Raw genomic sequence first — 23,391 nt, 5'->3', positions numbered from 1 at the left:
CTCCGGCCGAGCCGGACTCACGGTCCGGCAAGAAGCAGCCGACCGACCCCGCCCCGCCGCCGGCCGAGACATCACCGGCGCCCGCGCGCCCACCGGTTGCCGGTCACGGTGCGTCCGCCGAGCCGCCCGCACCGCCTGTCGGGTCGGAACCGCCGGGTCCGGCCTGGTCGGGCGGCCAGGTGGTGGACGCCGTGGCGCGGGTGGTCGCGCCGGTGACCGAGGCCGCCCGTGATCAGGTCGTCGCCCCGGTGGCCGCCGCCGTACGCCCGGTGTTGGACCCGCTCGTCGACGCCCTGAGCCAACTCCTCGGCCCGCTGTCGCCGCTGCTCGACCCGATCGTGGCCGGTCTCGATCCGATCCTGCGGGAGGCCGGGCCGATCCTCGGTCCGCTCGACCCGGTGCTCGACATCCTGGATCCGGTCGCCGGCCTGCCCCAGCCGCCGCCGGCCACCCCACCGGCGGCACCCGATCCCGATCCCGACTCCGATCCCGAATTCGACTCCGATCCGGCGCCCCAACCGGCGCCGCTGCCCACCTGGTCGCCAGCGTCACCGGCGGTCGACGTGTCGCCCTGCTGTACGCCGCCCGGCGCCCCGGTTGCCGCCGACACCGTCCGGCACGGGTCTGCCTACCCGGCGATGCCTCGGCCACGGGCGGTCGGAGCCACCGGCACCGGTGCGCCGGACCCGGTCGACCGGCAGCCCGACCACACCCCGACGCCGTTTCCGGTGTCGCCGGCGCCGGGTACCAGCGGCGTCGACTCGACCGTGACCACCCACGGCGGGACCGCCGACAACTCCCCGGTCGGTTGGACGCCGCCCCCGCTTCGAGGCCAGGTGACCCGGCCCGCCCGCACCCCGCGACGTCCGTCCCGATCGCCGCGCCCGGGGAGCAGACCGGCCTGACCATCGGGCCGACGCCATGCGCCGGGCCCCGCTACGGGGCCACTCGGGGTTCATCGGGTACGCCGACCGCGACCCCACGCCGGGCCGACGCCATCCTGTCGCGGCCGCCGCCACCGTGACGGCCGGTCGGCGCGACGCCTGACGCCCGCCGTGCGCAGTCGGGCGTCACCGGCCCCGCCCGCCGCCCGCGTTCGTCCGCGGGTCGCCGGCCAGGCCGGATCCTCCACCTCGGACTTTCACCTGACCAGGAGTTACCCATGCACATCACCCTGCCGGTCAACCGCGCCCGCTGGCGCGACATCGACTGGATCATCGACCTGGTGACCGCGACCGTCGTCCCCACGCCGCTCGGCGGTTGGCTCGTACCCGACGAGCGGCGCCGACCCGCGGTGGTCGCCGCCGTGGCCCGTATCTGGATCGAACACGCGCTGCTGTTCGGCGACGCGTTCCTGCTCAAGGACGGGGCCGCCGCCACCGTCTGGTTCCACCGCTACCGCCCGATCCCACCGCCACCTCGGTACGACGAGCGCATCGAGGACGCCTGCGGCGATCACGCCGTACGCTTCCGCCGGCTCGATCACGTCCTCGCCGCGCGCCGCCCCGACGAGCCCCACAACCACCTGGCCTTCCTCGCCGCGCCACCGGACGCCGGCCGGGCCGGCCAGGCCGCGGCGGTCCTCGCCGGCAGCCACCGGTGGATGGACACCCTGGGCCTGCCGATGTACGCCGAGGTGCACAGCAGCGCAGACCGCCGCCTCTTCCGCCGCCTCGGCTACCGCGAACGGCACCGCCTGTCGCGGCCGGACGGGGTTCCGGTGGACCTGCTCTGGCGGCCCGCGCCACCGGTCGGGCTCGGCGGTGCGAGGTCTGCCGTGCCGGCGCTGGGTGTGGGACGCCAACCGGGCTCAGAGGTCGGGTAGCAGGGGCATCTCCGGGCCGGTGTCGTGGCCGAGCAGCACCGCCCGGGTGAGGGCTGCGGAACCGAACCGCTCGCGGACCGCGTCGACCGCCGCGTCCAACTCCGCCGACGGGTCGGGGTGCCAGGGCAGCGCCAGCTGGACGTGCCCGTCGCCGAGGTTGCCGACCGCCACGCCGATCAGCGTGACACCGCGCCGTTCGATCTCGGGCAGGGTCGCCCGGAGCAGCCCGCGTGCGGTGTCGAGCACGATGCCGGTGTCGGTGGTCGCCTTCGCCAGGGTGCGCGAGCGGGTCGCCCGGGTGTAGTCGGCGAAGCGCAGCCGCAGGGTGATCGTCCGCCCGGACCGGGCGGACGACCGCAGCCGTCGGGTGACCCGGTCGACCAGGCCGGCGAGGACCGCGTCCAGCTCGGCCGGGCGGTGCCCGGAGTTGCCCAGCGCGTGCTGGGCGCCCATCGACCCGCGCCGCCGGCCGACCTGGACCGGCCGCGGATCACGGTTGTGTGCCAGGGCGTGCAGGTGACGCCCGGCACCGCCACCGAGCAGCGACACCAGGGTCGCCTCGCCGAGCCGGGCGATGTCACCGACCGTACGGATCCGGTGCTGGCGCAGCTTCGCGGCGGTCACCGGGCCGACTCCCCACAGCCGCTCGACGGGCAGCGGGTGCAGGAAGGCCAGCTCCCCGGCCGGCGGCACGACCAGCAGGCCGTCCGGCTTGGCGACGCCACTGGCCACCTTGGCCAGGAACTTCGTCCGGGCGACCCCGACGGTGATCGGCAGGCCGACGCCCTCGCGTACCGCCCGGCGCAGCCCGGCGGCGATCCCGGCCGGCGGCCCGACCAGCCGGCGCAGGCCGCCCACGTCGAGGAACGCCTCGTCGATGGAGAGCCCCTCGACCAGCGGCGTGGTCTGCCGGAAGATGTCGAACACCGCCCGGCTGGCCGCGCTGTAGGCGGCCATCCGGGGCGGGACGACGACCGCGTCCGGGCAGAGCCGGCGGGCCTGCGCCCCGCCCATGCCGCTGCGCACGCCCCGAGCCTTGGCCTGGTAACTGGCGGCCAGCACCACGCCACCGCCGACGATCACCGGACGGCCGCGCAGCCGTGGATCGTCGCGTTGCTCGACCGACGCGTAGAACGCGTCCAGGTCGGCATGCAGGATGGTGGCCTCGCCCGACACGCGGTCATCTTCGCACACACGTTCTAAAGTTGGGCGTGACCTGCCGCGAACTGCCGGTCGACCAGAGCGGACAGGGCGGCGTGGGTCTCCTCGTCGGCCGCCACCAGCAGCCCGCCCACCCCGGTGTGCAACGGCTGCCCCCGGATGCCGGTGACCACGCAACCGGCGGCCCGGCACAGCGCGATGCCGCTGGCGAAGTGCACGCTGTCCCGCAGTTGGCCGTCGGTCACGTACGCGGCCCGCCGGCCGGCGGCGACCCAGGCCACCGCGAGGGTGGTGGAGACCACCCGGGGCCGGAAGCGTGCCTCGAATCCCGGGTCGGCGAGCAACCGGACCGCCCGGAACGTGGCCTCGTTCGGGAACGGCGGGTCGAGGTTGACCTCCACCAGGCGGGACCGCGCCGACGGGATGATCTGCTCGTCGACGCCGTCGCGGCGTACGTGGGCCCGGCTGCCCTCGGTCCAGAACACCTCGCCGGCGAACGGGTCGGCGCAGGCGGCCACCGTCGTCGTCGCACCCACCCGCAGGGCGACGTTCACCGAGGCGAGCATGGTACGGGCGGCATAGTTCAACGTGCCGCACAGCGGATCGACCAGCCACACCCGTTCGCTCCCGCCGGGCCCGGTGCGGCCACTCTCCTCGGCCAGCACCTCGTCCCGCGGGCGGGCGGCCCGGAGCAGGTCGAGGACCGCCCGCTCGGCGTCGAGGTCGGCGGCGGTGGCGAAGTCGCCCGCGCCCTTGTCCACGCGGGCCAGCGCCGTCCCGTACCGGGCGCGCAGCGCCGCCGCACCGGCCTCGGCGGCGGCGACGGCGAGTTCCCCATCCGTGATCGACATGCCACACAGGCTAGGCCGGTCGGGAGAGGGCTGGTGCCGGACGGTCAGCGGCGGGTGAAGGACTGCCGCACCACACCGCCGACGATCGCGCACCAGGTGCCGGTGCCGACCTTGCCGTTGCGGGGCAGGCCGTGCAGGGCCTGCAGGTCCCGTACCGCCCGACGGGTGGCGTGGTCGTAGCCACCGGTCACCGCGACGTCGGCGTACCCCTTGAAGTTGAGCAGGTACTGCACGGCGGTGACCGGCAGGCCGGCGGAGTGCTGGTCCAGCTCCGGGGCGAGGGTCTCCCAGGTCCCGGCGTTCAGCGTGGCGTCGACGTCGACCGGCAGGGCGTTGCGGGCCTGCCAGTCCTGCACCGCCGCCACGGTGGCCGCGTCGAACACCCCGGTCGGTTCGACGGGGTAGCCGTGGTGGGCGAGCAGGTACTGGGCCACGCGTACCGAGGGGGAGTTGACGAAGCGCCACAGGTCCGGCCAGCGTCGGGCCGGCACGTCGCCGAGGCTGGTGCCGAGGGCGCGGAAGACCTGCCGCCGCAGGGTAGGGAACTGCCGGTAGAAGGCCGCGCCGGGGCACTGGGTGGTGCGGAAGTCCCAGTGGCCGAAGATATCGTGCGCGTGCAGCCCGTACCGCCGGCAGATCGTCACGCAGAGCCGCACCAGCGAGTCCAGCAACGCCTCCGGTGGCGTCTCGTCGACGTACGTCCCCTCGTTCTCGATGCCGATGGCCCGGCGCCGTTCTCCCCGGGGCAGTGCGCGGAGATCATCTGCCGGTCGCCGGCCCGCAGCCGCTCCAGGCTGCCGCGCCGGCCCTCCAGCACGTACCCACCCCGGCTGACGGTGAAGTGCTGGCCGGTGTCCGACCAGCCGTTGCCGTCGATGTGTAGGTCCTGGCAGTCGCGGGCCAGCTGCACCGCCTGCTCGCGGGAGTAGTCGGTGACGTTCGGGAAGGCCATGTGGTGCACGATGATCTTGTTGGTCGGGGTCGCGCTGACCGATAGCGGATCCTTCGGCGGCCGGGCGCCCCACCCGTCGCAGCTGATGATCCAGTCCAGGTCCGCAGGTGCGTCGGCCCGCGCGGGGGTGGGGCGGGCGAGGTCGGTCCCGACCACGGCGACCGTGGCGGCGCCGAACCCGGCGCGCAGCAGCGTCCGGCGGTCCAGTTCGGTGTGCTCGGCGTGCATGGCGTCTCCTCCGGGACCGGGATGAAAACTGGCTTCATCAAGCGTGTGTGATGTGGAGGATATTGCCAAGACCGGTGGCTGCGCCAGAGGTCGATCGAGAGTTACTCCTCAATGGATCCGCCGACGCGGCGCAGGTGCTGCCGGAAGGTCAGCGACGGGTCGGCGACCCGGGCGGCCAGATAGTCGGCGAACCGCTCGACCATGACGTTTGTCCCTTCCACGGGCGTTGTCGGGCCGCCACCGTAGGAGCGGCGGTGCCCGCCCGGGCCAGGTGCCGCTGGTCCACCGTCGACCGGTCGTTGACCGGGGGTGCTACCCAGTGACGTTGTGTCCGTGACTGACCATCCCGTGCCGGCGACGGCGACCGCCGGGTCGCCCACCGGCCACTGTGCCCATCGGACGAGCCACCAGGCAGCCACCCGGCCGGTGACGGCACCTGTCGGGCCGATGGCCGCGCGGGCCGTGGGAACGATAATGATCAGCGTGCGGAGGAGCGCCGTCCGACTCCGCGGAGCGCGGGGAGTGGTGGCATGACCGGCTGGCGGGTTTCCGGCTACACCCCGGTCCGCCGGCTCGGTGCCGGCGCGTCCGGCAGCGTCGACCTCGCCGTCCACGACGGCACCGGCACGCCCGTGGCGATCAAGTACCTGACCGATAGGCCGGACGACGCCTCGTTCCGGGCCGCCTTCCGTGACGAGGCCCGGCTGCTGGCCGGCATCGACGACCCGTACGTCTGCCGCCTCTACGAGTACGTCGAGGCACCGGGCGGCGCCGCGATCGTGATGGAGCTGGTCAACGGCGTCTCGCTGCGGCAGATGCTGCGCGCGCAGGGCCCGACCACGCCGGAGTCGGCGCTGTGCGTGCTCAAGGGCTCGCTTGCCGGGCTCGGCGCGGCACACGCCCACGGTGTGGTGCACCGCGACTACAAGCCCGAGAACGTGCTGGTCAACGGCGAGGGCGCGAGCAAGCTCGCCGACTTCGGCATCGCCATGCCGGTCGGTGCCAGCGCCGGTGCCAGCGTCACCGGTACGCCGCGCTACATGGCCCCCGAACAGTGGACCGGCGCCCCGGCCAGCCCGGCCTGCGACATCTACGCCGCCACCGCAACCTTCTTCGAGTGCCTGACCGGCCATCCCCCGTACGACGGGCGGGACCTGGCCACCCTGCGCCAGCAGCACGCCCGCGCGCCGATCCCGACCGACCCGGCCCCGCCGCCGGTGCACGACCTGCTGCGGCACGGCATGGCCAAGCGTCCCGCCGACCGGCCGCAGCCCGCGCAGGTCTTCCTGGCCACCCTTGAGGAGGTGGCCGCCGGGGCGTACGGCGCGGACTGGGAGGAACGCGGGCTGCGGGAGCTGGCCCGCCGGGCCGCGCTGCTGGCCGCCCTCTTCCCGTTCCCGGACGGCACCGGCGGTGCCACCGCCGTGGCCAGTACCTCGCTCGGGGCCGCCACGTCGACTGGTGACGGCAGCGAACGCACCGCGCCACGGCGGGGACGCGCCCGGACGGCGCTCGTCGGCGGTGGGCTGGTGGTGGCCATGCTGGTCGGCGGTGCCGGGCTCAGTTACGCCGCCCGGGACACCCCGGTCGCCCCGGCCGGCGCGGCGAAGCCTGAGGCGAGGACGGAACTGACCGCCGGCACGCCGCCGACCGGCAGGGTCTCGGCCTCGGCCACGCCCGGGGAGCCCGACGGGTCCACCACGCCGACCACCGCCGCACCATCCACCCCGACCGGCACCACCACCCCGACCGCAACGACGCCGGCCACACCATCGATGACGCCCAGCGGCAGCCCGCCGCCGCCGTCGACGCCGGCGCCCACCCCGTCGACCAGCACCAGCCCGCCAGCGCCGCCGGACACCACCGGGCCCACGGTCGCCCGGGTCACGGCGAGCCCGACCGAGCTGGACCCGGCCGGCTGTCCCTACGGACCCACCGCCAGCACGGTCACCGCGCTCGTCAACGACGACCGCACGGCCGTGGGCGACCTGCGGGTCCGCTTTCGCTACACCATCGAGAAGCAGTCGTACGAGCAGAGCATGGCGCTGGTCCGGAGCGGCCAGTTCCGGGGGGTGCTCGGCGACCTGCCGCGACCCGGGTCGACCACCCGGATCCCGGTGACGGTTCTCGCCACGGACGCCGCCGGCAACACCACCGTCGGCGACTCGACGGTGTACGTGACGCTCTACTCCTTCTGCACGCCGGGCTGACCGGGCGCACCCACCTACCAGGCCGACGACGAGCGGGAGACGCAGCGGTGACCCAGCCGGACGACACGACCGAGGCCCTACCCACCCAGCGCGTGCCGGAGTCGACGGCGCATCTCGGTGCTGCCGAGCCGACGGTCGGCCTGGGGTCGATGTCGTGGCCGTCGACGGACGACCCGACCGTCCACCTGGACGCGAACCAGGCAACGGTGTCGCTGGACCAGACGGTGTCACTGGACCAGACGGCCTCGCTGGAACAGACGGCCTCGCCGGACCGCACGGTGTCGCTGGATCGCACGGTGTCGCTGGACCCTACGGTGTCGGTGGACCGCACGGTGCGGCACGCACCACCGCTGGCGGCACCGCAGGCCGCCCGTACCGGTGCGGGAGGCACCGTGACCGGGGCCGCCGTCGCCCCGGCGGGCCCGGTCGGGGCGCGTACCGCTGCCGAACCGCTCGCGGCGCCGACCGCCGGTCCCGGCGGTGAGCTGCGGTTCGGGCCTGGCGTGCCGGCCGCCCCGCCGCCGGCGCCGGCCTGGCCGACACCCACCGCGCCACCGCGCCGTCGGTCGGCCTGGCGCCGGCTCGTCTCGGTGCTGTCCACCCTGCTCACCCTCGCGCTGCTCGCCGCGGTCGGATTGTGGATCTGGCAGCGGCTCAGCCCGGTGGAGATCGCCGAGGTGAGCGTCGCCGTGCCCCGCCCGGCCGGCGAGCAGTGCGACGTCAGCGTCGACGTGGTCGCCACGGTGCGGACCAACGGCCGCGCGGGAGTCATCGAGTACCAGTGGCTGCGCTCCGGCAGCGCGCCCGGTGCCCTGCTCGAGGAGCGGGTCGGTTGGGGTCAGCGCACGGTGGAGCTGACCCTGCGCTGGTCGTTCAGCGGGGTCGGCACCACCACCGAGACCGCCACGGTGAACATCGTCTCCCCGACTCCGGCGCAGGCGAGCACCGAGGTGGTCTACACCTGCCCGGGCTGACGCCGGGGCACCGCGGACGTTTCCCTCGCACACCACCCGGGTAGGTCGGGCCGGACCAAGCACCCGCCCCTGTGGAGGTCCATCCGATGCGAGACAACTTCGGTGACGCGGTGGGGGACACCCTCCGTTCGATACTTCTCTTCCTGCCCAAGGCCGTCGCCTTCGTGGCGATCCTGGTGGCCGGCTGGCTGATTGCCAAGGCGGTCCTGAAGCTCGCCGACCGGCTGCTCGAACGCGTCGGCTTCGACCGGGCGGTCGAGCGCGGCGGGATCCGGCGGGCACTGGCCCGATCCCGCTACGACGCCAGCGGCATCGTCGCCCGGCTCGCCTACTACGGCATCCTGCTGCTCACCCTCTACCTCGCCTTCGGCGTGTGGGGGCCGAACCCGATCTCCGATCTGATCGCCGGGGTCATCGCCTGGCTGCCCCGCGCCTTCGTCGCGATCGTCATCGTGGTCGTGGCCGCCGCCATCGCCAGCGCGGTGAAGGACATCATCTCCGGCGCGCTCGGCGGGCTGTCGTACGGCCGACTGCTGGCCACCATCGCCTCGGTGTTCATCATCGGCCTCGGCGTCATCGCCGCGCTCAACCAGATCGGGGTCGCCACGGCCGTGACCACCCCGGTGCTGATCGCCGTGCTGGCCACCATCGGCGGCATCCTGGTGGTCGGGGTCGGCGGCGGGCTGGTCCGGCCGATGCAGAGCCGCTGGGATTCGTGGCTGTCCCGCGCCGAGGAGGAGTCGCGGACCATCGCCGCGCACGCCCGCGCCTACTCCGCCGGCCGCCGTGACACCGCGGCGCACCTCGCCGAGCCGACGCCCGCGGCCACCACGCCGGCACCCGGCGCGTCGACCTTTGCCGCGCCCGGCGCCACGCAGCACCGACGACAGCGACTCCACCATGGTGCTGCCGAGGCCCGACGAGCAGTTCCCCCGCTGAGCGGGTCGCGGGACGGGGCCACCTCGGTCCCGTCCCGCGGCGCGTCCCGGTTTCGCCGTGGCGGGCCACCGGGTCGCCGGGCTAGCATCACCGCCATGACCTGGCGACATTGATGAGTCATCCGAGGCCGTGGGCCGCCCGCGGTCGCCGTTACATCGGCGTCCGTGATCCGTCCCACCTGGAAAGGCCTCATGACCCGCACCTCGACGGGTGTCCGCCGGCTGGCGGCCACCCTCTACGCGTACGCGTTCCTCACCGACCTCGTCCTGCTCTACCCGGTGTACGCGCTGCTGTTCGCCGACACCGGCCTGTCGGTCGGCCAGATCTCCTCGCTCTTCGTGATCTGGGCGCTGGCCGGCATCGTGCTGGAGGTGCCCTCCGGCGCGTGGGCCGACGCGACCTCGCGACGCCAGCTGCTCTGCCTCGCGCCGCTGTGCACGGCCGCCGGCTTCGCCCTGTGGACGTTCGCGCCGTCCTATCCCGCGTTCGCCGTCGGGTTCGTCCTCTGGGGAGCCGGCGGCGCGCTCGCCTCCGGCGCGCTGGAGGCACTGGTCTACGACGAACTCGACCACCTCGGCGCCGCCAGCCGGTACGCCCGCACCATCGGACGGGCCCGCACCGCCGGCACCGTCGGCGTGCTCGGGTCGATCCTGCTGGCCGGTCCGGTGCTCGGTCTCGGCGGCTACCCGGCCGTCGGTGCCGGCAGCGTGGCGGCCTGCCTGCTCGCCGCGGCCGTCGCCGCCCGCTTCCCCGAACACCGCCGGCCCGCCGCCGGTGCCGAGGAACCCGGCTGGTGGCCGGGCCTGCGGGCGGGCATCGTCGAGGTACGCGGCGACCGGGCGGTACGCGCAGCCGTGCTGCTGGTCGCGGCGGTCACCGCGGTCTGGGGCGCGCTGGACGAGTACACCCCGTTGTTGGCCCGGGACACCGGCGTCGCCCTGACGACGGTGCCCCTGCTGCTCCTACTCGTCACGGTCGGGCAGATCGCCGGTGGTCTGCTCGCCCCGGCCGGCCAGCGACTGCGCACCCCCGGGTACGCGCTCCTGCTGGCCGGCTCGGCACTGGCCCTGGCCGGGGGCGCGCTGCTCCGCCGACCAATCGGGTTCCTGCTGGTGGCGGTGGCGTTCTGCGGTCTCCAACTCGCCTCGGTGCTGGCCGACGCGCGGTTGCAGGCGCGGATCAACGGCCCGGGCCGAGCCACCGTCACCTCGCTGGCCGGGATGGCGACCGACCTGACCATCATCGTGGTGTACGCCGGGTTCGGCCTGGTCGCCACCGTGGCCGGCAACGGGGTGGCGTTCGCGTTCGCGGTCGCCGCCGTGCCGTACCTGCTGGTCGCGGTGACGCTGGCGACCCGGGTGGCAGGTGGCCGGACCTCGCCCGAGCCGGTGCCGGATCCGACGCCGCCAGTCCGGACCGACGGGTGACGGCCGCCGGTCAGGGTTACTCGGCGTCGAGGTAGACCCAGCGCCCGTCCTCGCGGACGAAACGGCTGCGCTCGGTCAGCGTGCCCTGCCGGCCGCCCTCGCGGTAGTGGGCGCGGAACTCCACGGTGCCCGTACTGTCGAACAGGCCGCCCTGGTCGGCGCCGACGATCTCCAGCCCGGTCCAGCGTTGGCCGAGATCGAGGAGCAGCCGGGGCGGCCGGGTGCGGCTGTGCCAACTGCGTAGCAGGTAATCCGGCTCGCCGACGGCGAAGGCGGCGTACCGGGACCGCATCAGCGCCTCGGCCGTCGGCGCGTCGGCCTCACCCCGGTGCAACCGCCCGCAACAGTCCGCGTACGGCAGACCCTGCCCGCACGGGCACGCTCCGGCCGCTCCGGCCCGCTGTGCCGGTCGTCTGTCTCGCTTGGCCACCCTGTCATCCTTCCCGCCCTGACGCCGGCCGGACCCGCGGGGGTCGACGCCGCGCCCGAGCATCGGCCGTGATGGATGGTAGGGTGCGCCGATGGCGCGGTCAGCCGCAGTTGTGCTCGCCCCGGGTGTCTGGCGTATCCCCACCGCGGGCCGGGCGCTGGTCAACTCGTACGCCCTGGTCGCCGACGACGGCAGCGTCACCCTCGTGGACTGCGGGGTGAAGCGTGCGCCGGCCCGGATCGTGCGCGGGCTGGCCGCGATCGGCAAGCAGCCCGCCGACGTCACCCGGATCGTGCTCACCCACGCGCATCCCGACCACGTCGGCGGGGCGGCCGAGGTGGCCCGCCGCACCGGCGCGTCGCTCGCCCTGCACGCCGCCGACGTCCCGTACGCCGAGGCCGGCAGGGCCGCGCCGGGAGATCCGACCGTCGGCGGCGCGCGGCTGTTCGCCCGCCTGTCGTCGGGCCGCTTCCCGGCCTTCCAGGTGGCCCAGCCGCTGGCCGACGGAGACCTGCTCGACGTCGGCGGCGGGCTGCGGGTGGTGCACACCCCGGGCCACTCGCCGGGTCATGTCTCGCTGTTGCACGAGCCGACGCGGGTGCTGATCACCGGCGACGCGCTGTTCAACGTGGCCGGCGTCCGATGGCCGGTCAAGGCGTTCTGCGCCGACTTCCGGATGACCCAGCGCACCGCACACGTGCTCGGCGAACTGGAGTACGACGTGGCCGCCTTCACCCACGGCCCGGAGATCACCGATCGGGCCCGGGAGCGGATCCGGAGCTTCCTCGGGCGGCTGTCCCGAGGGTGAACCGCCGCTCAGCGGGACCCGGTCCGGGCGCCGCGCCGGCTGCCGAACGACTCCATCGTCGTCGCCTTCTTCGCCGGCGCCGTGCTGGCCGCCCGCGACCGCGATGCCGCAGCCTGCGTGGCCGCCGTCTTCCGCGTCGCCGCCTTCTTCGTCGTCGTCTTCTTCGCCGGGGCCCTCGTGGCCGTTGCCTTCCCAGCCGGCGCTCTCTTCGTTGCCGCCCTCTTCGCTGTCGCCTTCTTCGTTGCCGTCTTCTTCGCTGTCGCCTTCTTGGCTGCCGCCTTCTTCGTTGCGGCCTTCTTCGTTGCCGCCTTCGTGGTGACTGCCGCAGCCTTCTTGACCGCCGGTGCGGTCTTCGCGGGGGCGCCCTTCTTCGGGGTGGTGGCCTTCTTCGCGGCGGTAGCCTTCGCAGTGGGCCGGCGGGTCGGCGCGGCCGTGGCGGAGACGGTCTTCTTGCGGGCGGTGCGTGCGCTCGTCGGCGTGGGCTTCTCGCCGGGCGTCTTGGCAGCCGTCGCTCCGGTGGCCCGCTTCGCCACCGTGGCCACCTTCTTCGCCGCCACCTTGCGCGGCATCGGGGCCTTGCGCGCCCCGGTGTGCTTCCTGGCCCGTCCTGCCTGCGCCATCGTCGCTCCTCGGGATCTGCCGTGGCGCAGGTCTTCCCGGCGCTCTGCCGGTCAAACGCCCGCGACCGGCCGGCACCGTCAGGCTGCGGGGGATCGGGCAGCAGCCTCCCGCGCCCCGTACCGACCAGTGCGATCCCGGCCACCGCGAGCAGCGACGCCGTCCTCCGCGCCGCCTTCTGTGCCTCCGCCCTCGGTCACGCCTCAGGTGCCTGCGGTGCGGGGTCTTGGGTGCTGGCGTCCTCGGTCGCGTCTCGGGTTCCCTGCGGGTGCGGGTCTTGGGTCCTGCTGGCGTCGTCGGTCATGCCTCGGGTGCCTGTGGGGGCGGGTCTTGGGTGCTGGCGTCGTCGGTCGCGCCTCGGGCGCCTGCGGTGCGCGGTCTCGGGTGCTCGCGTCGTCGATCACGGCGAGGGTTCTTGCGGTGCGCGGTCTCGGGTGCTCGCGTCGTCGGTCACGGCACGGGTGCCTGCCCTGCGCTGCGTCGGATGCTCGCGCCGTCGGTCGCGGCTCGGGTGCCGCGTCGTTGTTGACGGTTTGGGCACGGTGCCGGCGCTGCGAAACTGGTCGGGCACTCGTCGGGATGGATGGAGTGGTGCCGCCGGTCACAGCGTCGCTGCGTTGGCGGCGTGGCGACGGCGACGAGCCAGGATCACGGCACCGCCGAGCGCGGTGACGAGCAGAGTCGCGCCAGCTACCAGCGTTCCGGTGCCGTCGCTGCCGGCGCCGCCCCCGGCCTGGGCACCGCCGATCGGGGCGACCGTAAAGGTCGTGCTGCCGCCGGGGGTGCGGTCGCCGCAGGTGGCCGCCACCGTGTACGTGCCCAGGGTGAAGCCGGCGGTGAACAGTTCGGCGCTCAGCCCGCCGCTCGCCGGGGCGGTGGTCGAGCGGACGTTCTGGTCCCGGTCGGGGCCGCTGAGGTGGAAGATCGCGTCGCCGGCGCTCGGGCTGCAGTTGGTCGCGGTGAGGAGGACGGTCTCCCCGACCGTTGTGGTCGACGGCGACACGGTGGTGTCGGCCAGTGCCGCGCCCGGCAGCAGCAGCGCGCCGAGCGCAATGCTGCCCAACGCCGTTACGAGAACCCTGGTCGCCTTCATACGCGTCTTCCCTCACCTGTCGTCCGCCGATTGCGTGGGACGTCGTTCGGGTGGCCAACTCAAAGCGCAGGTGTGCCCAACACTAGGTGGGCCGGGCACCTGATCCGGTAAAAACGAGGAGTTCTCGTCGCCGTCCCGTGTCCGCCTCGGATGGGGAGGCGTCGCGGGAAGGCCCGGGCACGGATTCAGCGGGTGCGGGATCACCCCGATGATCCCGTGGTCGGTGCAGGTTTGGCTGCCCGGAACGGTGGCCACGACTCGCCGGTGGTCGTGGTGTGACGGCTGGGCGGATTGCGAACCCCGGGCGGTGCCGGACCGATCGCGTCGGATGTCCGGTCCTGGGCGGCGGCCAGCCGGAATTGGCGGCGGGGTGGGGGCGTTGTATCGGGTGGCTGATCGAGCAGGGCCGCCCGCCCTTGTGGGTGTGAGTGTGGCCGGCGGTTCGCCGGAATGATCCGGGCCGGTCGGTCGTTGGATGTGGTTCCGGCGCTGCGAGGAAGTCGCGCTCTGGTGCCGGCCGGTTCGGCCGGGCCGGGTCGGGAATGTTGGCGGCCGTTCGGTCGTTGTGCATCGGCCCGGCGCAGCGAGAGGGTCTTGGTGCCCCGCGAGTCGCCGGAGCCCCGGCCCCGGGATGTTGGTGGCCGGTCGGTCGTTGGACATGGTTCCGCCGACGGGGTGGGTCGCCTGATGGCTCGACCCCCCGCCTGAAACGCGGAACTCTTCTTTCCCCCTTTTGGTCTTCTGCGCCCGCTGGGCGCTGACCGCGTGTGCCGTTCCCCCCTCTGTGGTGCGCGTGTCTACCCCCGAATGGAGTTTTGATCATGAATTCGATGCTGCGTAAGAGTGTTCTGGGTGTTGCTGGTCTGGCTTTCGCTGGTGGTGTGTTCGCCGGTCCGATCGCGCATGCGGACGCTGCTGCGGTGACCGCTGGTAAGCCGGTCGCGGCGGTGCAGGCCGACAAGCCGGACACGAGCAAGTTGATCCCGAACGGTGTGCAGGGCGCCCAGTCCCGCATCGACCTCAACGGTGAGCAGACCGCCAACGTGAAGGCGATCATCGCGGCGACGAAGAAGACCGGCATGGACGAGCGTGCCGCGGTGGTGTCCATCGCGACGGCTCTGCAGGAGTCGAAGTTGGAGAACCTGGGTCACCTGGGTGACCGCAACGACCACGACTCGCAGGGCCTGTTCCAGCAGCGCCCGTCCAGTGGGTGGGGCACGGTCGAGCAGATCACCGACCCCGAGTACTCCACCACCGCGTTCCTGAAGGGCCTGAAGCAGGTCGACGGCTGGAAGGACATGCCGCTGACCGCCGCCGCGCAGAAGGTTCAGGTGTCGGCGTACCCGGATCACTACGCCCAGTGGGAGCAGCAGGCCGCTGACCTGGTCGCCCAGCACTGGACCAGCTGACACAGCACATGTACAGCCGACTGGCCGGCACCCCACCCGGGGTGCCGGCCAGTCGGTGTCTGCGCCACCAAATTGTGAATCTTGGACAGTTACCGTCAGGCGCGAACGGAAACTGTCCAAGATTCACAATTCGGTGTGCCTCGGCGGCTCCAGCTTGGGGGGACGGCACGGAATCTGATGGTCGGGTTCGAGGGCTCGTGCACCAGCACTTTGTCGATGTAGACCGTTGCGTCGTCCCGAGCCACGATCGTCGGCATGCGGCGCCCGCTCGCGGACTCGGCGTAGTCGCTGGCCCGCTGGCCGCCGCTCGCGGTGCGGTGGGTCTTGTTGCCGGAACGGTCCGAGGCGGCGTAACCCGGGGTAGCGCCTTGCGGTGGTCTGCGGGTGTGGCAGCGTGACGGGGTGGGTTCTGCGCCGGTCGACGTCGACCTCGCCCTGGTCGGCGGGGGTGGTGCCGCGTCACTCGTGCTGGCGGCGCTGGCTCGGCACGGCGTACGGGATCTCCGGATCGCGGTCGTCGACCCGGTGCATCGACGTGGCCAGGACCGGACGTGGGCGTTCTGGGACCACCCGGGCAACGACCTGGACGACCTGCTCAGCGCGAGCTGGTCGCAGGTCGAGGTGGTCACGCCCGGCGCGCACCGCGTCCTGAACCTCGCCCCGCTGCGGTACGCGATGTTGCGCTCCGGCCCGATCTACGACCGGGCTGCCGAGGCCGAGCGGCGCCTCGGCGTGACCCGGATCGTCGCCGGTGCCGAAAGTTTGCACGACGACGGCGACCGGGTGCTGGTGGGTATCGGCGGTGACGGGCCGGCGTTGCGGGCCGGCTGGGTGCTGGACTCGCGGCCCCGACCACCGCGTCGCCCGGGGCGTACGAACTGGTTGCAGCATTTTCGCGGCTGGTGGCTGGCGGCGGACCGGCCGGTGTTCGACCCGGCACGCGCGGTCCTGATGGATTTTCGCACCCCGCAGCCGCCCCGGGGTGTGTCGTTCGGTTACCTGCTGCCGGTGAGCAGCCGGTACGCGCTGGTCGAGTACACCGAGTTCTCGCCCGACCTGCTCACCAGCGCGGCGTACGACGCGGCGCTGGCTGGCTACCGGGACCTGCTCGGCCTGGACCCGGCCCGGCTCAGCGTGCGGGAGGTCGAGAACGGCGTCATCCCGATGACCGACGGCCCGTTCGTCGCCCGCCCCTCGCCCCGGGTGGTACGCCTCGGCACCGCCGGCGGCGCGACCCGCCCGTCGACCGGCTTCACCTTCGCCGCCATGCACCGCCAGGCCGAACAGGTCGCCCGGGCGCTCGCCGCCGGACGGCCGCCGGTGCCGGCGCCCGCGTACCCCGGGCGGCACCGGTGGATGGACGCGGTCGCGCTGCGGGCCCTGGACCGCGACCTGGTCGGCGGCCCGGAGTTCTTCGGCCGGCTGTTCGACTGTAACCCGGCGCCACGGGTGCTGCGTTTCCTCGACGGTGCCACCACGATGACCGAGGACCTGGCCGTGATGCGCTCCGCCCGGCTGTTGCCGATGGTCACCGCCACCGTGGCCGACGCCGCCGGCCGGCTCCGCGACCGGCTCGTGTCGTCCCGCCGCCCGACCTGGACGGTGCCGCCGCCCGTCGTCGGCCCCGATAGTCCCGCGACCGACCGGCCAGGCCGCTGACCCGGCGCTGGTTTGCCATCACCCGATGGCGCGACCCCGGCCGCTGGCACGCCGGCTGACCTGGCGCTGGTTTGTCTCCACCCGACGGCGCGACCCGGCCGCCGGCACGCCGGCTGGCCGGGTGCCAGTTGGCGGGGGAGGCTTCGGTAGGTTTGCCGCATGGTGGACGAGACGGCCGGCCGGGTGGTGGAGATCTGGACCGACGGCGCGTGCAGTGGCAATCCCGGGCCGGGTGGTTGGGGCGCGGTGCTGCGCTACGGCTCCCACGAGCGCGAACTGTGTGGCGGCGAGGCGACCCCGACCACCAACAACCGGATGGAGCTGACCGCCGCCATCGAGGCGCTGGAGAGCCTGACCCGCCCGGTCACGGTCGAGTTGCACACCGACAGCACGTACGTGCGCAACGGCATCACCAGTTGGCTGGCGTCCTGGAAACGCAACGGTTGGCTGACCGCCGGGAAGCAGCCGGTGAAGAACGCCGACCTGTGGCAGCGGCTGGAGGCGGCCTGCGCCCAGCACCGGGTCACCTGGCTGTGGGTGAAGGGGCACAACGGGCACCCGGAGAACGAGCGGGCCGACGCCCTGGCGAACCAGGGGATGACCGAGGCGCGCGCCGCAAAGGCGCCGGCCCGCCGCTAGATTCGGTGTCGCCGCCGGCGGCACCGGGCTGCGACGTCGACCCCACGCCTGGGCACGGGGACGGGGGCGGTCGTCAGCCGCAGTGGATCGGCCCCCACCGTTCCTCGGCGAGGTTCCGGTAGACCACGTACACCAGGATGCAGTGGCCGGCGGTGCCGGTCACCTGCGCCGGGCCGGCGTAGTACTGGAAGTTTCCGGCGTCGCGGTCGAAGACGAGCGGCTCACACGGAAAGCCCGGGTTGCCGCTGGGGCACCGGCCGATGAAGACCTCCATCCGCTCGGCCCGGTCGCGGTTGAGGTTCTTCTGCGCCCAGACGCAGTTGGTGCCGCCGTTGGCGCTGGAGTAGGAGACGAACACGGAGATGGCGCCGCCGTAGGCGTCGCGGTGCGGCGACAACTCGGTGCCGGGACAGGACGCCCTCGGGCTCAGTTTGGGGTGTGCGGCGGCGGGCGAACTGGTGACCGCGAGTGTGGTCGCCACCAGCACCGCAGTCAGGAATGCCCCGATCAGACTGCGGGTGGTGGACCGGTGCGTCGAGCTGGCCATGAAGGATCCTTCCGATCAAGGGCGTGTTGATCGTCATTATCCGACATCGGCGCCCGTGGGGTGAGCGGCGTCAGCGGCTCCGGCGCCGGGATGGCCGGTGCGGGGTGAGTGGCAGCATCGACCAGTGGGCCGGGTGGGTGCGCCGGGCCGGCAGGCGGGTGTGCCGGTCGCCACGGGCGGCGTCGAGCTGTGACTGGTGCAGGAACAGGGACCCGGACAGGTCGGCGCCGCGCAGATCGGCCGCCCGCAGGTCGGCCCCGGTGAGGTCGGCCCGGGTCAGGTCGACGTCGCGCAGGTCGGCGGCGATCAGCAGCGCGCCGCGCAGGTTCGCCCCGCGCAGGTCGGCTCGGCGCAGGTCCCGGCCGACCAGCGCGGCTCCCCGGTGGTCGGCACCGGCGGCGCCGCCGCGGGCACGGGCCAGGTCGCCGGTACGCGACAGCAGCGCGTTGACCTTGCCGCGGTGCGCGTCGACGTCCAGCGTGAGCAGCGTCTGCGGGCTGTCCGTGGCCAGCCGGTCGGTCTCGGCGAGCGCGGCGGACAGCTCCTCGGCAAGTTCTGCCGGCGGGCGTAGGGCGAGGGCCTCGGTCAGGTACCAGAGCAGCTCGTGCAGGGGCCGCATCACCGCGAAGACGTCGAACATCTGCCGGGCGGTCTGCGGCGCGGCACGCCAGTCCCGCCCGCCGAAGGTCTCCTGGGCGACCCGCTGGCCCGCGCCGAAGCAGTCGAAGACGGTGCAGCCCGGAAAGCCCCGGTCGCGCAGCTCGGCGTGGATGCCGCAGCCGAAGTCGGGGCGCAGGTTGCGGCACGGCTGCCCGGCGGGCTTGTCGAGCGCGAAGTCGGTCGACGCGGCGAAGGCGGGGGCGACGCAGCAGAGGCCGAAGCACCGGGCGCAGTCTGCCCGCAGCTCGCCGGCGGCTGCCTCCGTCACGCTGGCTCTCCCTCCCACCCGTTTCGACCGGATGCCCGAGTGTCGTCCGGCCGGTCGACGCCGACGACCTGCGCCGACGGGTCATTCTCCCCGCATCGGCCGCCGTCCGACCGCCCGGGGGCCACCGCCGCCGGTGCTGGCCCGGCTGCCACCGCGGGGGACGTGCTGCGGTTGACAACGTACAACCGATTGGTTGTATATTTGGTCTGTGGGCGAGGAGAGCAGCGACCGGGCGGACGCACTGTTCCACGCGCTCGCTGACCGCACCCGGCGCGACATCCTGCGCCGCGTGCTGGCCGGGGAGCACTCGGTCTCCGCGCTCGCGGCGAATTACGACATGAGCTTCGCCGCGGTACAGAAGCACGTCGCCGTGCTGGAGAAGGCCGGTCTGCTGACCAAACGACGCAGCGGTCGCGAGCAGTTGGCCAGCGGTGACGTGGCGGCGGTGCGGTCGGTGGCGTCCATGCTCACCGAGCTCGAACAGGTCTGGCGTGGCCGCATCGCCCGCATCGACCGGCTCATCACACCCGACCCTGACCAGGAGGACTGAACCATGCCCGTGACCGACGTCCAGCATGACCTCGACAACCTGACCCTGACCATCACCGCGGACTTTGCCGCGCCGGTGGAGCGGATCTGGCAGGTCTACGCCGACCCTCGCCAACTGGAGATGGTGTGGGGACCGCCGACCTACCCGGCGACGGTGGTCGACCACGACCTCAGGCCCGGCGGTCGGGTGACCTACTACATGACCGGCCCGGAGGGCGACAAGCACGCCGGCTACTGGCTGGTCACCGCCGTCGACGAGCCGAGGAGCCTCTCCTTCGACGACGGCTTCGCCGATCTGGACTTCAACCCGAGGCCGGAACTGCCGGTCTCCAGGAACGTCTACACCTTCACCGAGCACAACGGCGGCACGCGGGCGACCTACGTGGGCAACTACGAGTCCGCCGAGGCGCTGCAGCAGGTGCTGGACATGGGTGTCGTGGAGGGCGCCACGCTGGCGATCAACCAGATCGACGCCGCGGTCGCCTCCTGATCGTCCGGTGACCGGGGTCGCAGCGGCCCCGGTCACCGGACGACGTGACTGCCCGCGGGCGCAGGTGTAGTGCCACCGCCGCCGGGTAGCAGCGGGGCATGGAGTTGGTCGAGGAGTCGCCGTACCGGTTCCGGATCGACCGGCACGATCCGATGCGGGTGCCGGGGCTGGTCTTCGCCTCCCGGTCGCTGCTGCCCGACACCCGGGCGGACCGCTCGCTGGAGCAGGTCGCCAACGTGGCCACCCTGCCCGGCATCGTCGGCGCCTCGTACGCCATGCCGGACGTGCACTGGGGCTACGGCTTCCCGATCGGCGGGGTGGCCGCCACCGACGTCGAGGCCGGCGGCGTGGTCTCGCCGGGCGGCGTCGGCTTCGACATCTCCTGCGGGGTCCGGCTGCTCACTGCCGACCTGCACCGCGACGAACTGCGCCCGCGCCTGGACGCGGTGATGGACGCGCTGAGCGCGGCCACCCCGCGCGGCATGGGCCGTGGCGCGGTGTGGCACCTGACCGGCCGCGACGAACTCGACGCGGTGCTGCGCGGCGGCTCCCGGTACGCGGTGGAGCGTGGCTTCGGCGTCGAACGGGACCTGCACCGCTGCGAGGACTACGGCGCGGTGCACGACGCCGACCCGGCCCAGGTCAGCGAGCGGGCGATCGAGCGCGGCGCGCGCCAGGTCGGCAGCCTCGGCTCCGGCAACCACTTCCTGGAGGTGCAGGCGGTCGAGCAGGTGTACGACGAGCCGGTGGCCGAGGCGTTCGGCCTGCGCGCCGGCCAGGTCTGCGTGATGATCCACTGCGGGTCGCGGGGCCTGGGACACCAGATCTGCACCGACTACGTGCGGGCCATGGAGAAGGTGATGGGCCGGCACGGCATCCACGTCCCGGACCGGCAGCTCGCCTGCGCCCCGGTCGGCTCGCACGAGGGGCGCGCCTACCTCGGCGCGATGGCCGCCGCGGCGAACTACGCGCGGGCCAACCGGCAGTTGCTCGCCCACGCGGCCGGCCAGATCTTCGAGCGGGAGACCGGCCGCCGACTCGACCTGGTCTACGACATCTCGCACAACCTTGCCAAGATCGAAGACCATGCCGTGGACGGCGGGACGCGGCGGCTGTGCGTACACCGCAAGGGTGCCACCCGCGCCCTGCCACCCGGGCATCCCGACCTGCCCGACGAGTTGCGCGCCGCCGGCCAGCCGGTGCTCATCCCAGGTTCGATGGGCACCGGCTCGTACGTGCTGACCGGGGTGGCCGGGGCGCCCGCGTTCGCCTCCACCTGTCACGGCGCCGGCCGGGTGCAGAGCCGCAAGCAGGCCGTCGCGGCCGGGCACGGCGCCGACCCGCGCGCCCAGTTGGAGGCGCAGGACATCGCGGTACGCGGCGCCTCCCGGCGTGGGCTGGCCGAGGAGATGCCGGCGGCCTACAAGGACGTCTCGGCGGTGGTCGAGGCCGCCGAGGGAGCCGGCCTGTGCCGGAAGGTGGCCCGACTGGTGCCGCTCGGCGTGGTCAAGGGCTGACGGGCCGCGTCACACGTCGAGCGTCACCGCGCAGGTCCAGCCGGCGCCGTCGCCGCCGAAGCGCAACTCGTGCAGCGAGACCGCCTTCGGCACCGCGCCGATGAGTTCCACCTCGCCGGTGGCCGTGGTGCGCCAGCACACCAGCAGACCGCCGGCGCCGTCGTCGGCCACCTCGGTGGTCAGCGGCAGCTCGTCCGCCGTCTCCATCCGGAAGATCACTTCGTCGAGTACGCCCACCAGCAGGTCCTCGTCGCCCGCGGCCGGCGCGTGGAACTCCCGCTCGGCGCGGGGTCGGGCGCCGGCCGAGTCGGTGAACGACCCGACCAGCGCGGCGACCGCCTCGGCCACACAGCCCTCCCGGTCCGGCGCCCACGCCTCGATCCGTACGTCGGCGGTGTGCGGTACGCACCGGTGCCCCCGTCCGCCTCGTGGCTCCATTCCTACGATGATGCCGTCCCGCTGCCCCTGATCGTCTGCGCTCCGGTGACCCGACCCGGTTCAGTGCACGCCCAGCCGGGCGATCGGCTCGACCAGTTCGCGTTCCTCGTACGACAGGTGCGACAGCAGCGTGTCGCTGAGCAGGTCGACCGCGGCGCGCAACTCGGCCATCCCGTCCGGCGTGGCGACGAACGCGACCAGGGCCCGGTCGACGCCCTCCAGCACGTCGTGGATGGCGTGGTGCTCCTCCTCGAGCCGGTCGATGACCGGCTTGAGCCGGGGGTCGGAGCGCCGCAGGTGCGGGAAGAGCGACCGGTCCTCGATCGTGTGGTGGGTGGTCACCACCCGGCAGTACGACTCGCAGTAGGTGCCCAGCGTCCACTTGTTCTGCCGCATGGTCATCGTGTTGATGTGGGACCGGGCGGTGCCCACGTCGATCAACCCGGCGGCGACCTGCTCGATCAGGTCGTGGATCTGGGCCAGCTCGGCGCGCAGCCCGTCGTGCACGTCGATCAGGTGCTGCGCGCCGGCCTGCTCGTGCGCGGTGTAGGTGCGCTCCGGGTCGGGCGTCGGTCCGGTGGGGCGCTCCGACTCGTCCCACACCCGCTCGTCGGTACGCCGGCTCCCGTCGTCGGGGGTCGGCACGACAGCGAACGGCCCGACCGCGACGGTGGCCCGCCCTGCCGCCGACCGCCCGGCACGGTCGGCCGCGCCGGTCCGGGCCGCGCCGCCGGCCCGCGCCGCCACCGCGGCTTCGGCCTGTCCCACGCCACCCGGCTGGGTGCCATCCGTGCCGGTCGAGCGCTCGGCGGCGACCAGGTCCCGGGTGGCCGGGGCCACCTCGGCGGCGAATCGCCGGAGGTCGTCCGGGTCGTCGCTGCCGAGGATGAAGGTGCTGATCCCGTCGGTCAGGGCGAGGTCGGCGAGTTCCTCCGCCCACTGCTCGGCCGGTCCGTGCAGCGGACCGCGGCCGGCCGTGGTGAACTGCCCGTTGATGTTGAGCAGCCGGATCACCTCGGTCGGGGACCGGCCGGCCTCGGCCGCCGCGTCGTCGATGATCACGTTGCCCTTGGCGAGGTCACCGGGTTGCAGGTAGGCCAGCGAGGGCAGCCAACCGTCGGCCCGGCGCCCGGTCAACGCGAGCATGCGCGGCTTGTACGCGCCCAGCCAGATGCCGACGTCGTGGGCGGGGGCCGGGCCGCGCTTCGCGCCGACCGCGCGGTGGAACTCGCCGTCGACCCGGACGCCGCCACGGGCGTCGGCGTCCCAGATCTGGCGGATGATCTCGATCGCCTCTTCCAGGGCCCGCACTCCCTGCCCGGGGGTGAGGCGGCGGCCGCCCATCGCCTCGATGGCGTCCCAGAACGCGCCGGCGCCCAGGCCCAGCTCCATCCGGCCGCCGCTGAGCAGGTCGAGGCTGGCGACGCCACGGGCCAGCACGGCGGGTGGGCGCAGCGGCAGGTTGGTGACGTTCGCGGCCAGCCGGACGCGTTCGGTCCGCGCGGCGACGAAGCTCAGCAGCGTCCAGGTGTCCAGGAACGCGGGCTGGTACGGGTGGTCCTGGAAGGTGACCAGGTCGAGCCCGACCTGCTCGGAGAGCATGGCGAGACCGACCGGTCGGGCGGGGTCGGCGTTGCCGGGCGTCAGGAACGACCCGAAGGTCAGGGGGTGCCCGTAGTCGCTCATCTCGGCCTTCCTT

Annotated in this window: 24 protein-coding genes; 13 read left to right on the top strand and 11 right to left on the bottom strand. The window is 73.6% G+C overall.

Features of this window, described 5'->3' with window-relative positions; translation table 11 throughout:
- Together C1I95_RS05515 and C1I95_RS05510 are read left to right on the top strand one after the other, a co-directional pair.
- Positions 1-905 (top strand): hypothetical protein (locus C1I95_RS05515; RefSeq protein WP_233513373.1); only part of this gene is annotated, 905 nt, incomplete at its 5' end.
- Between the two features lie 257 nt (positions 906-1,162).
- Entirely contained in the window at positions 1,163-1,825 is a 663-nt protein-coding gene (locus tag C1I95_RS05510; protein ID WP_111212670.1) for a hypothetical protein, read from the top strand.
- Here the strand turns inward: C1I95_RS05510 and dinB are convergent.
- From dinB to C1I95_RS36175, 4 genes are read right to left on the bottom strand one after another with little or no spacing between them, the layout of a single operon-like run.
- Positions 1,811-3,001 carry a DNA polymerase IV gene (gene dinB / locus C1I95_RS05505; protein ID WP_111212669.1) on the bottom strand — a complete coding sequence of 397 codons (1,191 nt, stop codon included), beginning with the start codon at positions 2,999-3,001 and terminating at the stop codon, positions 1,811-1,813. The genes C1I95_RS05510 and dinB overlap by 15 nt on opposite strands.
- A 23-nt stretch (positions 3,002-3,024) precedes the next feature.
- The gene (locus C1I95_RS05500; protein ID WP_111212668.1) at positions 3,025-3,837 is read right to left on the bottom strand and encodes an inositol monophosphatase family protein; all 813 of its coding nucleotides are present in this window, start codon (positions 3,835-3,837) and stop codon (positions 3,025-3,027) included.
- Between the two features lie 44 nt (positions 3,838-3,881).
- A complete protein-coding gene (locus tag C1I95_RS36180; protein ID WP_325048776.1) occupies positions 3,882-4,508 on the bottom strand; it encodes a peptidoglycan-binding protein in 627 nt (208 codons plus the stop codon).
- The gene (locus C1I95_RS36175) at positions 4,478-5,017 is read right to left on the bottom strand and encodes a peptidoglycan recognition protein family protein (RefSeq protein WP_233513375.1); all 540 of its coding nucleotides are present in this window, start codon (positions 5,015-5,017) and stop codon (positions 4,478-4,480) included. Before C1I95_RS36175 ends, C1I95_RS36180 begins: the two co-directional genes overlap by 31 nt.
- 530 nt (positions 5,018-5,547) lie before the next feature.
- On the opposite strand from C1I95_RS36175, the gene C1I95_RS05490 reads away from it, so the two are divergent.
- The 4 genes from C1I95_RS05490 (at position 5,548) to C1I95_RS05475 (ending at position 10,567) form a co-directional block, all read left to right on the top strand.
- The gene (locus tag C1I95_RS05490; RefSeq protein WP_111212667.1) at positions 5,548-7,227 is read left to right on the top strand and encodes a serine/threonine-protein kinase; all 1,680 of its coding nucleotides are present in this window, start codon (positions 5,548-5,550) and stop codon (positions 7,225-7,227) included.
- 47 nt (positions 7,228-7,274) lie between these two features.
- Positions 7,275-8,201, top strand: coding sequence for a hypothetical protein (locus C1I95_RS05485; protein ID WP_111212666.1), 927 nt, complete (start codon positions 7,275-7,277; stop codon positions 8,199-8,201).
- Between the two features lie 86 nt (positions 8,202-8,287).
- Entirely contained in the window at positions 8,288-9,253 is a 966-nt protein-coding gene (locus C1I95_RS05480; protein ID WP_233513372.1) for a mechanosensitive ion channel family protein, read from the top strand.
- Positions 9,254-9,331: 78 nt separating this feature from the next.
- On the top strand, positions 9,332-10,567 hold the full coding sequence (locus C1I95_RS05475) for an MFS transporter (protein ID WP_111212665.1): 1,236 nt from the start codon (positions 9,332-9,334) through the stop codon (positions 10,565-10,567).
- Positions 10,568-10,583: 16 nt separating this feature from the next.
- Here the strand turns inward: C1I95_RS05475 and C1I95_RS05470 are convergent, their stop codons facing one another.
- Complete coding sequence (locus C1I95_RS05470) at positions 10,584-10,997, bottom strand: YchJ family protein (RefSeq protein ID WP_111212675.1); 414 nt, start codon at positions 10,995-10,997, stop codon at positions 10,584-10,586.
- A gap of 91 nt (positions 10,998-11,088) precedes the next feature.
- On the opposite strand from C1I95_RS05470, the gene C1I95_RS05465 reads away from it, so the two are divergent.
- Positions 11,089-11,805 carry an MBL fold metallo-hydrolase gene (locus tag C1I95_RS05465; RefSeq protein ID WP_111212664.1) on the top strand — a complete coding sequence of 239 codons (717 nt, stop codon included), beginning with the start codon at positions 11,089-11,091 and terminating at the stop codon, positions 11,803-11,805.
- Positions 11,806-11,813: 8 nt separating this feature from the next.
- On the opposite strand, the gene C1I95_RS05460 is transcribed toward C1I95_RS05465, so the two are convergent.
- Positions 11,814-12,425: a histone H1 gene (locus C1I95_RS05460; RefSeq protein ID WP_146605639.1), complete on the bottom strand. Its 612-nt coding sequence runs from the start codon at positions 12,423-12,425 to the stop codon at positions 11,814-11,816.
- A 599-nt stretch (positions 12,426-13,024) separates the two neighbouring features.
- On the bottom strand, positions 13,025-13,516 hold the full coding sequence (locus tag C1I95_RS05455; protein ID WP_111212662.1) for a hypothetical protein: 492 nt from the start codon (positions 13,514-13,516) through the stop codon (positions 13,025-13,027).
- An 821-nt stretch (positions 13,517-14,337) separates the two neighbouring features.
- On the opposite strand from C1I95_RS05455, the gene C1I95_RS05450 reads away from it, so the two are divergent.
- The 3 genes from C1I95_RS05450 to rnhA all read left to right on the top strand — a co-directional run bounded on the left by C1I95_RS05450 (position 14,338) and on the right by rnhA (position 17,223).
- The gene (locus C1I95_RS05450; RefSeq protein WP_111212661.1) at positions 14,338-14,925 is read left to right on the top strand and encodes a hypothetical protein; all 588 of its coding nucleotides are present in this window, start codon (positions 14,338-14,340) and stop codon (positions 14,923-14,925) included.
- A gap of 384 nt (positions 14,926-15,309) precedes the next feature.
- Positions 15,310-16,584, top strand: coding sequence for a lycopene cyclase family protein (locus C1I95_RS05445; protein ID WP_438941285.1), 1,275 nt, complete (start codon positions 15,310-15,312; stop codon positions 16,582-16,584).
- A gap of 159 nt (positions 16,585-16,743) precedes the next feature.
- Positions 16,744-17,223 carry a ribonuclease HI gene (gene rnhA, locus C1I95_RS05440; RefSeq protein ID WP_111212660.1) on the top strand — a complete coding sequence of 160 codons (480 nt, stop codon included), beginning with the start codon at positions 16,744-16,746 and terminating at the stop codon, positions 17,221-17,223.
- Between the two features lie 73 nt (positions 17,224-17,296).
- Here the strand turns inward: rnhA and C1I95_RS05435 are convergent, their stop codons facing one another.
- On the bottom strand, positions 17,297-17,770 hold the full coding sequence (locus tag C1I95_RS05435; RefSeq protein ID WP_111212659.1) for a hypothetical protein: 474 nt from the start codon (positions 17,768-17,770) through the stop codon (positions 17,297-17,299).
- Positions 17,771-17,840: 70 nt separating this feature from the next.
- A complete protein-coding gene (locus tag C1I95_RS05430; RefSeq protein ID WP_111212658.1) occupies positions 17,841-18,698 on the bottom strand; it encodes a pentapeptide repeat-containing protein in 858 nt (285 codons plus the stop codon).
- A gap of 208 nt (positions 18,699-18,906) precedes the next feature.
- On the opposite strand from C1I95_RS05430, the gene C1I95_RS05425 reads away from it, so the two are divergent.
- The 3 genes from C1I95_RS05425 (at position 18,907) to C1I95_RS05415 (ending at position 21,254) form a co-directional block, all read left to right on the top strand.
- Complete coding sequence (locus C1I95_RS05425) at positions 18,907-19,248, top strand: ArsR/SmtB family transcription factor (RefSeq protein WP_111212657.1); 342 nt, start codon at positions 18,907-18,909, stop codon at positions 19,246-19,248.
- 3 nt (positions 19,249-19,251) lie between these two features.
- Positions 19,252-19,737: an SRPBCC family protein gene (locus C1I95_RS05420; protein WP_111212656.1), complete on the top strand. Its 486-nt coding sequence runs from the start codon at positions 19,252-19,254 to the stop codon at positions 19,735-19,737.
- Between the two features lie 98 nt (positions 19,738-19,835).
- Positions 19,836-21,254, top strand: coding sequence for an RtcB family protein (locus C1I95_RS05415; protein WP_111212655.1), 1,419 nt, complete (start codon positions 19,836-19,838; stop codon positions 21,252-21,254).
- A gap of 9 nt (positions 21,255-21,263) precedes the next feature.
- Here C1I95_RS05415 and C1I95_RS05410 read toward each other — a convergent pair whose 3' ends face one another.
- Positions 21,264-21,692 carry an archease gene (locus tag C1I95_RS05410; protein ID WP_111212654.1) on the bottom strand — a complete coding sequence of 143 codons (429 nt, stop codon included), beginning with the start codon at positions 21,690-21,692 and terminating at the stop codon, positions 21,264-21,266.
- 60 nt (positions 21,693-21,752) lie between these two features.
- Entirely contained in the window at positions 21,753-23,378 is a 1,626-nt protein-coding gene (locus C1I95_RS05405; protein WP_111212653.1) for an LLM class flavin-dependent oxidoreductase, read from the bottom strand.
- Positions 23,379-23,391 lie beyond the last annotated feature (13 nt).

The sequence above is a fragment of the Micromonospora craterilacus genome (genome assembly GCF_003236315.1).
GTDB classification, from domain to species: Bacteria; Actinomycetota; Actinomycetes; order Mycobacteriales; family Micromonosporaceae; genus Micromonospora; species Micromonospora craterilacus.
The sequence above is the reverse complement of the archived record's forward strand: the minus strand, read 5'-3'. Positions and strand labels throughout refer to the sequence as shown.